Annotated in this window: 15 protein-coding genes; 9 read left to right on the forward strand and 6 right to left on the reverse strand. The window is 34.7% G+C overall.

What is annotated here, in order from left to right; translation table 11 throughout:
- Window positions 1–792, forward strand: a complete 792-nt coding sequence (locus tag M9C83_03785; GenBank protein ID URQ67326.1) for a methyltransferase domain-containing protein — start codon at window positions 1–3, stop codon at window positions 790–792.
- Here M9C83_03785 and M9C83_03790 read toward each other — a convergent pair.
- Together M9C83_03790 and M9C83_03795 are read right to left on the reverse strand one after the other, a co-directional pair.
- Window positions 779–1,117, reverse strand: a complete 339-nt coding sequence (locus tag M9C83_03790) for a hypothetical protein (protein ID URQ67327.1) — start codon at window positions 1,115–1,117, stop codon at window positions 779–781. The two genes, M9C83_03785 and M9C83_03790, sit on opposite strands and share 14 nt — an antisense overlap.
- A gap of 84 nt (window positions 1,118–1,201) precedes the next feature.
- Window positions 1,202–1,651, reverse strand: a complete 450-nt coding sequence (locus tag M9C83_03795) for an Hsp20 family protein (GenBank protein URQ67328.1) — start codon at window positions 1,649–1,651, stop codon at window positions 1,202–1,204.
- A 102-nt stretch (window positions 1,652–1,753) separates the two neighbouring features.
- On the opposite strand from M9C83_03795, the gene M9C83_03800 reads away from it, so the two are divergent.
- From M9C83_03800 to grxD, 5 genes are read left to right on the forward strand one after another with little or no spacing between them, the layout of a single operon-like run.
- A complete protein-coding gene (locus tag M9C83_03800) occupies window positions 1,754–2,545 on the forward strand; it encodes an SDR family oxidoreductase (GenBank protein URQ67329.1) in 792 nt (263 codons plus the stop codon).
- Between the two features lie 24 nt (window positions 2,546–2,569).
- Window positions 2,570–3,313, forward strand: a complete 744-nt coding sequence (locus M9C83_03805) for a sulfite exporter TauE/SafE family protein (GenBank protein URQ67330.1) — start codon at window positions 2,570–2,572, stop codon at window positions 3,311–3,313.
- Window positions 3,314–4,351, forward strand: coding sequence for a zinc-binding dehydrogenase (locus M9C83_03810; GenBank protein ID URQ67331.1), 1,038 nt, complete (start codon window positions 3,314–3,316; stop codon window positions 4,349–4,351).
- The gene (locus M9C83_03815; protein ID URQ67332.1) at window positions 4,348–5,082 is read left to right on the forward strand and encodes a pyridoxine 5'-phosphate synthase; all 735 of its coding nucleotides are present in this window, start codon (window positions 4,348–4,350) and stop codon (window positions 5,080–5,082) included. The genes M9C83_03810 and M9C83_03815 overlap by 4 nt, the downstream gene beginning before the upstream one ends.
- 14 nt (window positions 5,083–5,096) lie before the next feature.
- The gene (gene grxD, locus M9C83_03820) at window positions 5,097–5,417 is read left to right on the forward strand and encodes a Grx4 family monothiol glutaredoxin (GenBank protein ID URQ67333.1); all 321 of its coding nucleotides are present in this window, start codon (window positions 5,097–5,099) and stop codon (window positions 5,415–5,417) included.
- Between the two features lie 4 nt (window positions 5,418–5,421).
- Here the strand turns inward: grxD and M9C83_03825 are convergent, their stop codons facing one another.
- From M9C83_03825 to M9C83_03835, 3 genes are read right to left on the reverse strand one after another with little or no spacing between them, the layout of a single operon-like run.
- Window positions 5,422–6,324 carry a homocysteine S-methyltransferase family protein gene (locus tag M9C83_03825; protein URQ67334.1) on the reverse strand — a complete coding sequence of 301 codons (903 nt, stop codon included), beginning with the start codon at window positions 6,322–6,324 and terminating at the stop codon, window positions 5,422–5,424.
- A gap of 17 nt (window positions 6,325–6,341) precedes the next feature.
- Entirely contained in the window at window positions 6,342–7,106 is a 765-nt protein-coding gene (locus M9C83_03830) for an alpha/beta hydrolase (GenBank protein URQ67335.1), read from the reverse strand.
- A gap of 1 nt (window position 7,107) precedes the next feature.
- Window positions 7,108–8,400: an O-acetylhomoserine aminocarboxypropyltransferase gene (locus tag M9C83_03835; GenBank protein ID URQ67336.1), complete on the reverse strand. Its 1,293-nt coding sequence runs from the start codon at window positions 8,398–8,400 to the stop codon at window positions 7,108–7,110.
- Window positions 8,401–8,519: 119 nt separating this feature from the next.
- On the opposite strand from M9C83_03835, the gene M9C83_03840 reads away from it, so the two are divergent.
- Both M9C83_03840 and M9C83_03845 read left to right on the forward strand, forming a co-directional pair.
- Window positions 8,520–10,046 (forward strand): carboxylesterase family protein, encoded by a 1,527-nt coding sequence (locus M9C83_03840; protein ID URQ67337.1) that lies wholly within the window; start codon window positions 8,520–8,522, stop codon window positions 10,044–10,046.
- Between the two features lie 52 nt (window positions 10,047–10,098).
- Window positions 10,099–12,450, forward strand: coding sequence for a TonB-dependent receptor (locus M9C83_03845; GenBank protein URQ67338.1), 2,352 nt, complete (start codon window positions 10,099–10,101; stop codon window positions 12,448–12,450).
- Between the two features lie 3 nt (window positions 12,451–12,453).
- Here the strand turns inward: M9C83_03845 and M9C83_03850 are convergent, their stop codons facing one another.
- Window positions 12,454–13,971, reverse strand: coding sequence for a BCCT family transporter (locus M9C83_03850; protein ID URQ67339.1), 1,518 nt, complete (start codon window positions 13,969–13,971; stop codon window positions 12,454–12,456).
- Between the two features lie 38 nt (window positions 13,972–14,009).
- Here M9C83_03850 and M9C83_03855 point away from each other — a divergent pair, with 38 nt between their 5' ends.
- On the forward strand, window positions 14,010–16,004 hold the full coding sequence (locus M9C83_03855; protein ID URQ67340.1) for a sulfotransferase: 1,995 nt from the start codon (window positions 14,010–14,012) through the stop codon (window positions 16,002–16,004).
- Window positions 16,005–16,036: the final 32 nt, after the last annotated feature.

Here is a 16,036-nt window from a genome sequence, read left to right on the forward strand (position 1 = left end):
ATGAAATACATTAATAAAATCTCCTTAATTCTAGTTCTAACCCTATCTCTTATTCCTTTATCTGCTCATGATTTGAAGGGAGCAGTTGCGAGTGATGATCGTACCCCAAAAAATATGCTTCGAGATAAGTTTAGAAATCCTGTTGAGACTCTATCTTTTTTTGGTATTGAATCCGATATGACTGTTGTCGAATTGTCACCCGGAGGAGGCTGGTATACAGAAATATTAGCAAATTATATTCATTACCCTGGTACTTTGATTGCAGCACATTGGAGCAAAGATTCAGAAGTTGCGTATTTCAGAAGAGGGAGAGCAAATTTTGAAAAGAAAATCTCTGAGAACCCGATGTATGGCAGAGTAGAGATAGTAGATTTATATTCTCCTTTAGCTGATGAAAATTCTGTAGATGCTGTGCTCACATTCAGGAATTTACATAATTGGTTAGGACCAAACATGGATAGAATTTTCGAAAACACTTTCAAAGCTTTAAAACCAGGTGGAATTTTTGGCATTGTTGAACATAGAGCTAAGCCCGGCACACCAATGGACATGATGAAAAAGAGCGGTTATGTAACTGAAGAACATGCCTTAGAAGTAGCAAAAAAACATGGTTTTGAGTTGGTTGCGACATCAGAAGTCAATGCAAACCCAAAAGATACTGCCAATCATCCAAAGGGCGTCTGGACTCTTCCTCCTAATTACAGATTAAAAGATCAAGATAGAGACAAATATACTGAAATAGGGGAGAGTGACCGTATGACACTCTTACTTAAAAAGCCTACTCAATCTTAAAAAAATTGACTATGTTGTTCTTATGTTCGCTGGTGCCGAGTATTTTAAATTTGTGATCAAGACCAAATAATTCTACATCCTGAAAAGACATTTCTTTGGAGGTGAGAATTTCTGGGATGGTTAATAGAACTATATAGTCATTTTTTAAGATACTTTTATCTTTAAGAAATAAGAGATCCTTTTCAAGGATATCGCAAATTTCCAATGAATCCTCTTTAAGCAGTTGTTTATGTACTTCAAAACCATTAAGGCTTTGAATAACAAAGTGTACTCTTTTATGAACAGATAATTTTTTTAATTGATCAACGATGGAGTTTAGGCTCATGATGGATAAGTATAATGTTTTTATAAATGACTTATTAAAAATTACCGCACAAAAAAAAGGAGGGTTAAACCCTCCTTTTCTCTATTAACCTAAAAGTTTACTTTTGGAAGTAAAATCAATTTTTCTTGGTTTCTTTTCATCAGGTATGACTCTTTCAATTCCTATGTAGAGCATACCATTACTCAAAGCTGCTCCTTTGATGATCATATCATCAGAGAGTACAAAGGTTTTTGTAAAATCCCTGGCTGCTAGCCCTTGATGAACTAGTCCTTCAGAAGCATCTTTCGCTTTAGATCCTTTGATTGTTAGATTTTCACCTGCTGCCTCTATATCGATTTCTTTTTCTTCGAAACCGGCAAGAGCAAGTTCAATGGTGTATTTATCTTCGCTCACCTTCCTTATGTTGTAGGGTGGATAGTTTGAAGATTGTTGTTTGGAATTTGCTAGAAGCGATAAAGTATCGAAAGTTCTATCAAATCCTATTGTGAATGGAGATATATCTCTCCATAGTAGGTCAAATGTATTATTTATCATTTTTTTCTCCTTTATTAAGCAAGTTATTAAATAATTTACGTAAGCCCCTAAGGCACTTACACTACTTATATGGGGTTTATTTTTAATTAATCAAGGAGAAGTATGAAAAATTTATTTTCTATAGAAGGCAAAGTAGCTCTTGTAACTGGTGGCTCAAGAGGAATAGGTGAAATGATAGCAGCTGGTTTTTTGGCTAATGGAGCTAAAGTCTATATCAGCTCTAGAAAAGCGGAAGTGTGTGACGCTACAGCTAAAAGGCTTCAAGATGAATATGGCGGAGAATGTATTTCTCTCCCGGGAGATTTATCAAATTTAGAAGGGATCAGTGCACTTAGAGATATGCTACCAACAGATGAGGCACTAGATATTTTAGTTAATAATGCTGGTGCATCATGGGGAGAACCGATTGATGAATATTCTGAAAAGGGATGGGATAAAGTGATGGATACTAATGTGAAAGGTGTTTTCTTCTTAACTCAACAATTATTGCCTAAGCTAAGAGAATCAGGCAACGCAGAAGATCCTGCCAGAGTTATAAATATTGGAAGTATAGATGGAATCAAAACAGGTACTTTTGATGCATTCTCTTATGGACCCTCCAAAGCAGCATTGCACCATTTAACACGAGTTTTAGCAGCATCTCTTATTAAAGAAAATATTATTGTAAATGCTATTGCACCAGGACCTTTCCCGACATGGATGTTGAGTACTGGAGTTGGTGGAGGTGGTGACCTTGATATTAATTGGTCTGAAGTTGGAAATGCCAATCCTAGAGGTAGAGTTGGAACCCCAGAAGACATTGCAGGTTTAGCTATATTTCTATGTTCAAGAGCAGGTGCATATACAGTAGGCGAAACAATTACTTGTGATGGAGGTGCTGTAGCTAGTTCTTAAAGTTCTACCACACAATTTAAACTAGTGTTGATTTATGACCCTGTATTTTATGCAGTTTCAATACCTGCGGTTCTTTTATATGGAATTGCCAAAGGTGGCTTCGCAGGTCCATTGGCTATTTTGGGCGTACCCTTAATGTCATTAGTTATTTCGCCTTTACAAGCAGCTGCAATATTACTACCAATACTATGTGTTCAAGATATGATCAGCATTTATAGTTATCGTAAAAGTTTTCATTTAAAGAACTTATTTATTTTATTACCAGCAGCTATTGTAGGGATAGTGTTTGGTTATTTATGGTTCAGCTTACTATCAGAAGACAATATCAGAATATTTTTAGGTCTTCTCGCAATTATTTTTTCGCTTAATTATTTCTTTTTTTCTAAAGATTCAAAAATGACTAACGTGTCAGTCACAAAAGGATCTTTTTGGGGAACAATTTCTGGATTTACGAGCTTTGGTATTCATGCTGGAGGATTGCCATTTAACATTTATATGCTTCCGCAGAAACTAGATCATAGAGTTTATGTAGGTACTGCGGCTATTTTTTTCGGCTTAGTCAATTTGATAAAACTTTATCCATACTATTTGTTAGACCAATTAAGGATTGAAAATATAACGACTGCATTATTTTTATTACCTTTTGCTCCCATAGGGTTCTATATAGGCTTCAAATTAACTCATAAATTGGATGGAGATAAATTTTATGGAATTACTTATTTTTGTTTATTGATAATAGGCTTAAAATTATTGAGTGACGGAATATAAATGTACGCAATAACTTTACGAGAATATGGAGATGAAACTAAGTTAAAGTTAGAAGATGACTTAACAGTGTCTGAACCAAAACCAAACCAGATCTTAGTTAAAGTTTCTGCGTCTTCTGTTAATCCCCTAGATCTAATGAAGAGAGAAGGTTATGGAAGATCTATATTTGAGAAGCAAAGAAAACATATTTTTCCTTGGATAATAGGATCAGATTTCTCAGGCATAGTTGCTGAAATTGGATCAAATATTTCTCAATTTAAAATAGGAGATGAGGTTTGGGGTTGCAGCTCTAATGCAAACTCTGGCACTCATGCTGAATTTGTGTGTATTGATGTAGATGAAATAACTCATAAACCAAGCAGTTTAGACCACTTGCAAGCAGCATCTTTACCTTATGTAGCACAAACTACTTGGTCGGCAATTATTAGATGGGCAGGACTTCGACCTCAGGATTTAGCAGGAAAGAAAGTCTTCATACAAGGTGGTGCAGGGGGTGTGGGGTGTTTCTCCATACAGTTATTTAAAAGTATGGGTTGCGAGATAGCTACAACCTGTAGTGAAAAAAATGTGGAACTGGTGAAATCTTTAGGTGCAGATCATGTGGTTGATTACAACACATCAGATTTTGAAGAGATGTTGAATGATTATGATATTGCCTATGATCTTCTGGGAGATCATGTATCAGATCATGCAGTAGAAAAATGCTGTTCTATCCTAAAGAAAACTTCAGACTCACATTACATAACACTAACCCATCCATTGGTAAGTACTATGGATGCTAAAGGCATTCTTCTCGGTGCTCCTCATGCTTTGTATTTAAGACAAATGCAGAAAAGAAAATTTCGCCCAATTAATATTCATTGGTCTATATATAGACCAAGTTTATCTGGTTTAGAGCAACTGACAGAATTAGTTCAGGATGGAACAATAAAGCCCATTATAGATTCAGTTTTTAGAATAGAGGATATAGGACAAGCCCATAGAAAAGCAGCAACTGGACACGTTAGCGGCAAAATAATTATTGAACATAAAAGATGACAAATTTAAGTGTTAATGTAAATAAAATTGCATGGTTAAGAAATGCTAGAGGCGAAGGCAGACCTGATATCATTGAATTATCAAAAATCTTAATTAATTGCGGAATTCAAGGGTTAACTGTTCATCCAAGACCTGATTTGAGGCATATAACTCCAGATGATGTTTATGATATTTCTTCACTTTGTAAAGAATCAAATGTTGAATTTAACATTGAGGGAAATCCATATTCAGAGCCTACAGAAATTTATCCTGGTTTTGTTAATTTAGTCAAAGAAATTGAACCTGATCAATGTACATTAGTGCCAGATTCTCCTGAACAGATTACTTCTGATCATGGATGGCAAATTAAAGATAATGATCTTGAAAATATTAAAGAAATAGTCAATACACTTAAAACTACTAAAACTAGAATAAGTTTCTTTGTTGACCCAGATACATTTCACATAGATCAGATAAAATTAACTGGCGCTGATAGGATTGAGCTTTATACCGGTCCATATGCTGTTAACCCAACTCTCGAGGTAGTCTCTCAATATGAAGAGGCCTTTAATCATGCTAAGGATATTGGGTTAGGCGTAAATGCAGGTCATGATCTAGACCTAAATAACTTACAATTATTTTTATCAAAAGTACCTGCTGACGAAGTATCGATAGGCCATGCATTGATTTCAGATGCTCTTATCAATGGGCTAGAAGTTGTAACTAAGCAATACCTTGATTTATGTAAATAATGTAAAATAGGTTAATGACTATAATTGAAGAATTAGAAAACCAAGTTAAGGAGAACCCGATACTCTTATACATGAAAGGTTCACCAGAAGCTCCTCAATGTGGGTTTTCATCAAAAGCTTCGCAGATTTTAATATCATGTGGAAAACCTTTTTCATTTGTGGATATTCTTTCAAATCCAGAAATACGAGCAAATTTACCGCAATTTTCAAACTGGCCGACATTTCCTCAACTCTTTGTGAATGGAGAGTTAATTGGAGGCTGTGATATTATTTCTGAGTTGCATGAAGCAGGTGAGCTCCAAGCAATAATTGATTCTGTTGAACAACAGGATTAATTTTTTACTTCTGTTTTAACCTTTCTGTCATCTCCTCTATATGAGATGGTCTGGTGCGACAGCACCCGGCAAGTATTGTGGCACCTTCATCTATCCATTTGGAAACTTCGTCAGTATAAGTTTTCTCATCAATAACCGATGCTGAGGACCAATGATCATTTTCAGCACTTATGTTTGACGAATCATTTTGAATTGCCTCTATCATCTCTGAATTAGCAAATCCTCCAATAGGTTTGTCAGTGAGTTTCTTCAGTTCTTTTAATGATTCAGTGACGAGATTAGCACCACAACAATTAATCAAATAAGCATCGCAAGCTAAATCTGGAACTGCTTCAAAGGCTTCAACTATTGTTTCGCCACTAGGCAACATATTTAGTCTGTTACCATGTAAAGTCCAACTTAACCATTTTTTAGCTTTAGAATTTTGAATTGACGAGAGCGCAACTCTACCTTCATCACTATTAGCCATTGTTTCGCATAGCATTATATCTACTTGTCCTTCTAAGATCTCAGCCAGCTCTCCATATTGATCAGCCATTTTCGACGTCTCTTGAATAAGGTCAGCTCTATAACTAGTCTCCAGAGGAGGCAATGAAGCGGCAACCATTATATTCTTACCCGACTCTTTGATGGCATCTTTAGCAAGAGAAATTGAAAGTAGTGTTAATTCCTCAAGTTGATCTGACATTCCTGCACGTTCTAAGATTGGTTGAGTCACTGCATAATTATTAACAGTGATATATTCAGCTCCTGCTTCAATATAATCTAAATGTATTTGTTTTATAACTTCTGGGTTATCAATAAGAGCTAAAGCAGACCAGATTGACTCAACATGAGAAGGTACTTCGACTCCTCTGAATCTTAATTCAGAGCCCATTCCTCCATCACCTATGATTAGATTCTTCAAGTAGTTCCCCTAAAGTGTTAATTTTTAAGTAATTTAATTAAATAGTCGAGCACTTTGTTTGGCTCTTCCATCATCAAGGAATGTCCAGAGCCAAGTATTTCCTCTACGAGAGGTTGATTGAAATTATCAATTAAATCTTGTGCTTTAATCCTTGGTGTTAAGAAATCATTAGAACCTAAAATTAATTGTACTTTAGCCTCAACTTTTTTTGCCTTATCAAGACCATCAGTAAATTCAGAGCATGCCTTCAAGTCCTTATAAATAATTCCTTTTTTACTTTTCTGCATCAGTCTTTTAGTTGATTCTGTCATCCACATCCCGGGTGTTTTATTGCCACCTAATCGTGAAGAAAAACTATATCCCATAAATGTGAGTATATTTATAGCAACTTGAGGATTACTTTTTGCAGATTCCAATAATGCTTCATTTACCTGCATTGGAAAAGCTGTTCCTATCATAGATATTGCTTTGACTCTTTCAGGTCGAGAAGATGCCATTTCTAATGCTATTAGAGAACCCATACTATGTCCCACTAAGGAGCATCTTTGAATTTTATATCTATCTAGAAAATTATAAATATAGGTTGAAATCTTAGATATTGAGTCCAGTGGTTTATCTTTATTTTGTCCGTGACCAGGCAAATCTATTGCCAGTACATCTGTTTTTTTTCTAGAAAAGTATCTCACTGGTAAGGTCCATACCGTATGATCCATGCCAGTACCGTGAATAAAAATAATAGGTTCACTTTTATTAATTTTTTGTTGGATAGGATGATAATACATTTTATCGATTCGCTTGTTTTAATGCTTCATCAAGATCTTCTTTTAAATCATTTATATCTTCGATACCTATTGAAAGTCTTACTGTAGATTCACTAATTCCAGCATTTTTTAACGCTAGAGTATCCATTCTATGGTGAGTCGTGCTAGCAGGATGAATTACTAATGATTTTGCATCACCTACGTTTGCTAAATGAGAGAAGATGTTTAATGATTCAATAAATTTCTTACCAGATTCAAGTCCACCCTCAATTTCGAATGTAAAAACTGCTCCACAACCTCTTGGTAGAATTTCTTGAGCTAGTTTATTGTCCGGATGATTCTCTAGTTCAGGATAAGAAACACTTTTAACTTCTTTGTGTTCATTGAGAAATGAAACAATTTCACGAGTATTTGAAATATGTTTTTCCATTCTTAAACTAAGTGTCTCTAATCCTTGCAGAATCAAAAAGGCGGTGTGAGGACTCATGCAAGCACCAAAGTCTCTTGCTCCCTCTTTTCTGGCTCTATTAATAAAGGCGGCAGGTCCAAACTCTTCTACAAATTTCATATTATGAAATCCGTTATAAGGTTCATTTAGTGTTTTAAATTTTTTATTTGAACTCCATTCAAATTTACCACTATCCACCAGCAGTCCACCTATAACAACTCCATGTCCTGAGAGGAATTTGGTAGCTGAGTGAAAAATCAGGTCAGCTCCATAGTCGAAAGGTTTCATTAAATAGGGCGTGGTAAAAGTAGAGTCTACCAAAAGTGGTAATTTATTTTGATGTGCGATATTTGAAACCATTTCAATGTTCATAACATCAAGACCAGGATTACCTAGAGTTTCACCAAATATCAAACCTGTATTTTTTTGTATAGCCGACTTTATATTTTTAGGTTTCCTAAAGTCCACAAAAGAAGAGGTAATTCCAAATCTTGGTAATGTATATTCAAGTAAATTATGACTTCCTCCATAGAGACTCTTAGAAGCTACTATGTGTGAACTTTTACCTAATATTGTTGTAATTGCTAAGAAGAGTGCAGCTTGTCCGCTAGCTGTTGAAATTGCACCTATTCCACCTTCCAATGAGCTGATTCTCTCTTCCAGAACTGCATTAGTAGGGTTTGTTATCCTAGAATAGGTATGACCAGCTCTTTCATTATTGAAAATTCCTGCTGCTGTTTCTGAGTCTGGAAAGACAAAAGATGAGGTTTGATAGATTGGTGTAGCTCTTGAGCCAAAGTCTGAATCAGGTTTATTTCCTGCATGTAAAGATAATGTTTCTAGATTTAAATCTTTAGGTTTTTTCATAATTATTAAAAACTTTGATATAAGTTATGACATTAGAATTCATAGCAGCACATATAGCAATAAAGTCAACGAAATAAAGTTTACTAGGTACAATTGTAAGAAATTGAGAAGTACAAAATATGAGTAAAATCTTATTATTAATTTTTTTTCTTTCAAGCTGGATGATCGCAGCTATAGAGTTAGATAAACAATTAATCATTGGGGATGTTGAATATCTAGCTAAATATCAAACAGATAGCAATACTTTCATTTTCAGAGGAATACCTTATGCAGAACCTCCTATTAATAACCTTAGATGGAAGTCTCCAATACCTGCAAAGAAAAACTTAAAGATTGATGCAAGACAATTTAAACCCGCATGCATGCAAGATAGATACAATACGGATTGGTATCATAATGTCATAAAGGCTTTTGGAAGCGATCCATCTCTTTTTGAGCACGTCAATTCAATATCAGAAGATTGTCTCTATCTGAATATTTGGACCAAATCATTAGAAACTTCTGCTAGAAAACCTGTAATGGTATGGATCCATGGTGGAAATGATACCGCTGGTTGGAGTTATGAGCCTGACTACATTGGTCATAATTTGTCCAATAAAGATGTTGTAGTTGTATCAATTGGCTATAGGTTAAATATATTTGGTTTTTTTAAACATCCAAATATGAGCAAACAAACAGGTAATTTTGGCCTAGAAGATCAAATTCTTTCTTTGCAATGGTTAAAGGAAAACATTAAATATTTTGGAGGCGATCCTAACAACATAACTATCTTTGGAGAATCCGCAGGAGGTGCTCATATTTCATACCATCTAGTTTCGCCAGCTTCTGAAGGGCTATTTGAAAAAGCTATTATACAAAGCGGTGGTTATAACCTTGTTAGCCCATATAGCTTATTAGACATTCAAGAAGCTTATAATTTCGCAAAAGAGGCCACAGATATTATTAGTCCAAACAATTTTGAAGCTTTAAGAAACATAGACTCAAAGAGATTATTAGATGTATCTAAGGCCATGGGTTATCCATTTCATCCAATTATCGACGGGAATTTGATAGAAAAACAAATCTTAAATATTTACTCAAGAGGAAATTTAAATAAAGTTGATCTTATTATTGGAAGTAATAAAAATGAAGAATACCTTTATATAGACAAAGAGATGTCTCTTGAAGACTTGATCAAACAAATTAAAGAAAGAAATCCTGATAAAGCCGATAAAATAATATCTCTACTGGATTTATCTGATATACCTTTAGCATCTGATAGAGTTGGGACAAACCAATTGACAGCTTGTCCTTCAATTTTTATTGCAAGACAAATGACTAAATCTGGCAACAAGGTTTATCAATATTTATTTAGTAAACAAAGAATTAAAAGTGAAAATATTCTCTCTTATCATGGAGCTGAGATTCCATATGTTTTCAGTACTCATGATGCATATCTCCCTACAACAAATAATGACCTAAAGCTTACTGACAGCATAATGAATTATTGGACCCAATTTGCTAAAAAAGGAAATCCAAACTCCGATAATACTGATGTTTATTGGGACGAATTTGGTGATGAAGAGAACTACATAATTCTTGATACTACAATTAAGACTGATCAGAAACTTGAAAAAGAGCTTTGTGACTTAATATTCACAAATTAGTTAAAATCTTGAAATTAATTTGCTATATTGAAAAGTGCAACTGGGGAGAATTATGCGCAAATATATACCAGCCTTTGAATTAAAAGATTCAGTTCTAAAAAAAGCTTTATCTTTCGGAAGTATAGCTACTTTAGGAACAATGCATTCCGGTGATTTACTTAGTGATGAAACAGAAGAACTTAACGATGTAGAAGAAATTATCGTTACTGCTAGTAAGAGAGAATCTAAAATAGAGGACCTCCCAATGAGCGTACAAGCTATAGCTGGGTCAAGATTAGAGAGTGCTAATGTTAATGACTTTATGGATTATGCTGAGCTAATTCCTTCTCTTTCTTACATCCAGTATGGACCTGGAAGATCCGCTTTTTATATCAGAGGCACCTCAGATGGAAACTTTGGGAATCTGGCTGGTCCCAATACAACTGTTGCAATGTACATAGACGAATCTCCTATTAATACAGTTGGCTTAAATCCTGATTTACATATCTATGATATGGAAAGAATTGAGGTACTTAATGGACCTCAGGGGACCTTGTACGGATCTAGTGCTCAAGGAGGAACTGTCAGACTCATAACTAAAAAACCTCAATTAGATGAATTTGATCTGGGTGCAGAATTAGACTTATCTTCTGGATCAGATGCCGATAATTCTGAGAGTCTAGAGGCTTACATAAATTTACCTATATCAGATAATGTTGCAGCAAGAGTCTCTGCCTATAATGTGACAGAAGGTGGCTTTATAGACCTTGTAGGCGGTACTAGAACTTTTTCAGGTAGCGGCTACGAAGTTCCACTATTAAGTGAAGATGATCACAACGAAAGTGAGGTTGAAGGTTTTAGAGCTTCAGTGAGAGCATGGATTAATGAAAATTTAATGGCGACTCTTACTCATATAAGTCAAGAATCTTATACCTCTGGAAGTTGGGATCACCAACCAGATACCTTGGGAGATCTAAAGACCAGTCGGATTAAGGACGAATTTACCGATGATCAATGGGATCAAACTAGCCTTACTCTAGAGGGCAATATTGGTGAATCTTCTTTTACCTATGCAGGTACTTTCTTTGATAGAGATGTTCGTTATCTTTGGGATTACAACGATTATGTTGAGTACTATAGTCTCGATGCAGTAGGTGTAAATGGTTTCGGTTATGCAAGCTATTACACTTGTGATTACTATTCCTATTATTATTACGGTACATACGATTGTAATAATCCAACAATGTGGGCCGATTACTCTCTCAGTATGGAAAGAGATACTCATGAATTAAGATTTTCTGGTGGTGAGGAAGGAGATAAAGTCCAATGGTTAATTGGCGTATTTTATGACAAATTGGAAAACCCTTATCAATACACTTATAAATGGCCTGGTTTACAAGACGAATGGTCAAATGGTTCTTTTGGAGGCACAGGCATAGCTGGAAGAGAAGGAATCTGGTGGGATGCAGATAATCTTAGGAAAGATGAGACTAAAGCAGTTTATGGTGAAGCTATTATTTCTCTAAATGAAAATACTGATCTAACCGTTGGCTTAAGAGCGTTTGACTCAAAATTAACTTTTGATGCAAAGGATGGTTATTTTGGTGGGTACGGAATAGATTATTATGGACATGAAGCCAATAGAACGGAAAAAGATTCTGGCATTTCTCCAAAATTAGCTATATCTAGAACATTAGAAAATAATGCTCTTTTATATTTTAATTTTTCTCAAGGTTATAGGCCCGCGGGAACAAATAGAACTAACAAAAATAGTGACTCAGCTCCTTTATATTACGACTCTGATGAACTAAACAATTACGAGGTTGGTTATAAATATTCGAATTCTGATGGTACTCAGAGATTTAATATTGCAGGATATATGATGGATTGGAAGGATATGCAAACTGCTGTATATGACCGTGATTTAGCAACTATACAATTTAATACAAACATTGGTGATGCAAGGATCACTGGTGTCGAGCTAGATTGGACAATCATTACAGATAATGGATTCTTAATAGTTTTAGGAGCATCTCTTATTGATCCAAAGCTTGAGGAAGACTTTGTGCTTAACGGTGTAGTTCAAGCAACTTCAGGTACTCAATTAGCAAATGTTGCTAAGCAGAAAGCTTCGATTGCGATTAATAAAGAATTTAGTTTTGCTGGAAGAAATGCGTATTGGGATTTAAATTTATCCCGTACAGGAAAAAGAGAGTCTTCTATAACAAACCCTGTAAATCAACCTGCATATACTTTAGGAAGTTTTTCTTCGACTCTAGAAGGGGAGAATTGGGATGGCACTTTGTATGTAGACAATATTTCTGATGAAAGAGCAGTTATATGGGAATATCAAGGCTTTAGACCAGAAACGAAATTTACTAATAGACCAAGAGAAATTGGTATTAGACTTAAATATAAACTGTAAAGATTATTTTTTTATTAGCTCCATTATTATTGATACTGCCATTAAGGGGTAAATAAATAGTAACGGCAATGATGTAATTAGTATTAAGTCTAAAGCCACACTGTGATCTGAATATAAGACAAGTACGGCAGGCAAGATACCTAAAACAACAGCCCAAGCCAATCTTAAATTTTTATGAGGCTCTTTTATTTTTCCTTTTATATTCAGAACATGAGACGAGATTACATAAGACATCGAATCGTAAGAAGTAGTTATAAATACAATTGTAATAATGCAAAAGATACAAAGCATTATTGAACTAGCGGGCAGGGAGGTAATTACAGATATTGCTGTCTCTGCATGACCTATATCTTTCATATTTTGTACTACATTTATTTCATTATTAAGTTCACCATTCATTGAATAGCCTCCCAGCACAAGGTAAAAGAGCCAAGTACCAAGTGTGCCGAAAAACAACATTCCTATAATTACTTGCCTCAGCGATCTACCTTTAGAAATTCTTGCTATGAATAATCCTACTAAAGGTCCAAATGCTACCCACCAAGCCCAGTAAAATATTGTCCATTCTTTTGCAAAATCTGACGGTTCACTAATACCAAGCGTGCTCATGCTCCAGAAGTAGCTAAATGAATAATGAATGCCAGATACTGATAACTTGAGTAATTCTTTAAAGTCTGAAGAAAATACTATCAAACAAAGAAAAACTAAAGCCAATATAAGATTAAAGTTACTGAGGATCTTTATGCCATTTTCTAAACCTTTATAAACACTATAACCATACAAGGCCACACATAAAAGTATTACTCCAATATTTATATGTATACCATTGTTTATATTTAATAAACTTGTAAATCCGCTTGATAACATTGGTATATAAGAACCAATAGTGCCACCAGCCGCTCCGACTGTAGCTAGGATAAAAATAAGATCTATAAATCTACCAAAATAAGAGGATTCAATATCAGGTATTCCTAGACCCTTTAAACTAGAGCTCAATCGTAGTGAATTAAGGTTATATTTATAAAATGCTATTGATAGTGCGATAGCAGGTATACCGTATATTGACCATGCACTTAACCCCCAATGAAATAATCCATATGCAGTTGCAAGAGAGTAAGCTTCAGATGAATATGCCTCAATACTAAATTGCGGTATTCCGACGTAATACGCCCATTCTACTCCTGACCAGTAAATGATACCTCCACCTATTCCGGAACAAAATAGCATTCCTATCCAGCTGAAATATGAGAACTCAGGAGAAGTATTTTTGCCTCCTAAGGTATATTTTCCATAGTTAGTAGTTGCAAGAATGATTAGAAAGAGAAAGCTCACGATTGTTAGAATGAGATAAGAAGATCCAAAATATGAAACTACTAATGAATAAATATTATCGATTATCTTTTTAGCCAAATTTGCATCCCATAAGATGAATGAAGCAGTTGCAATAACGGAGATAAAACTAATAAAAAGCGAAATGGCATCTATGCCATATGACTTTATTGCTTTATAAATATCTTCCATCTAGTGAAGCATAACTCCGTCTAAGATAGAATGAAACTATGTCTAATAAATCCTATACAGAGGTAAGTATTAAAGAAGCATATGAAAATGCTGCATCTTTACTTGAATCTGGTGAAATAGACTTAGCGGAATACCAGCTGACTGAAATTCTAAATAAATTTCCTGATGAGCCCAATGCCCTTCGTTTAAGTGGGCTATCTAGTCTTCAAAAAGGAAAGCCAGAGATTGCTCTTATTCCATTAAAAAAGGCTTTGAAAGTTGCGCCTGATTTTTATCAAGTATATGAAAATCTATCACAAGCATGGGTTTTATTGGGTAATCTTGAAGAGGCGGAGATTTGCTTAAAAAAATATTTAGAACATAATCAGTCGAGTTTTTCAGCCTGGAAAGCGCTAGGTGATATTCTTTTTGATCAGGGAAAAGAAGAAGAATCCGAGAAGGCATATAAGAATGCCATATCTACAGATCCTAAATATCTAAAACTTCAGGAAGCAATGGTATTGATACAAAAGGGAAATCTTGGAGAGGCAGAAAAAATATATAGAGAAATATTAGCTGAGGATCCTGAAAATGTAGATGCAATAAGACTCTTAGCACTGCTAGCATCAAGAGCTGGATCTAATGACCATGCAATAAGAATGTTAGAAAGTTGTGTAAGAATTGCCCCAGATTACGCGTTGGCATGGGAAAACCTGGCAAAACTTTACAGGCAAAAGGATGATCAGGAAAGCCTTATTAAAGCATCTAAATGTTTTTTAAAAGCTACTGAATTAAGACCTGACTGGGCAGAAGGTTGGGCAGGATTAGGAACTATGCAGACAAGAAGTTCACAACATAACGATGGCATTGAATCGTATCAAAAATCTTTATCTCTAAAAGAGAACCAGCCAAGAGTGCATTTGAGTCTAGGGCATGTTTATAAAACGACAGGTTCACAAGATAAATCTATAGCCGCTTATAAAGATGCAATTAAATTTGACGAAAAATTTGGAGAAGCCTATTGGAGTCTGGCAAATTTAAAAACATACAGATTCGATGAAAAAGAACTGAATAATATGGAAGTGCAAATAGATAATCAGGATCTATCAGAAAGAGAAAAAATACATTTTTTATTTGCATTAGGTAAAGCTTATGAAGATATTGGTGATTACGAAAAATCCTTCAAATATTATGATCTTGGAAATCATTTAAATAGAGGAAGGACTTCATATGACCCAAAAGCAATAGAAGCTCTAACAGATCGGTTGATATCTTTTTTTAATCTAGATCTATTTCATCAATTTGAAGATTCTGGTTATCACACAAACGAACCTATCTTTATAGTCGGCCTTCCTAGATCAGGATCAACTCTTGTTGAACAAATTCTCGCATCTCATTCTTTGGTAGAAGGAACTATGGAACTTCCTAATATTATGAATATTGCAAGAAAATTAGGAAATTCATCAAAAGAGAATACCGCATACCCAGAGATAATAGGCAGTCTTAATAGAACTGATTTGATTAATCTAGGCAAGACTTTCATAGAAGAAACTAAATTTATAAGAACTGATAAGCCAATTTTTATAGATAAGATGCCTAATAACTTCAGTCATATTGGATTAATAAAATTGATATTACCAAAAGCTAAGATTATAGATGCCAGAAGAAATCCAATGGATACATGCTTTAGCTGCTACAAACAATTATTTGCCAGAGGGCAGGCTTTTACTTATGACCAAACTGAAATAGCTAGATATTATTTAAATTATATTAGGTTAATGGATCATTGGGATGAAGTCCTTCCAGGACACGTTTTTAGGGTTCAACATGAGCAATTATTAGAAGATCAAGAAAAGGTTACAAGAGATTTATTGAACTTTTGTGATTTAGATTTTGAACATGCAACTCTAGAATTTTATAAGAATTCTCGGGCGGTAAAGACAGCTAGTTCCGAACAAGTTAGAGAACCCATTAATAATAAAGGGCTCCATCAATGGAAAAAATATGAGTCTTATCTTGGTGATCTAAAATATCACCTTAAGAACTTAATCTAAAGGTCTTTAGTGAAATTACAATTTCTATGTAT

This window comes from SAR86 cluster bacterium (assembly GCA_023703575.1).
In the GTDB taxonomy this organism is placed as follows: domain Bacteria; phylum Pseudomonadota; class Gammaproteobacteria; order Magnimaribacterales; family Magnimaribacteraceae; genus Magnimaribacter.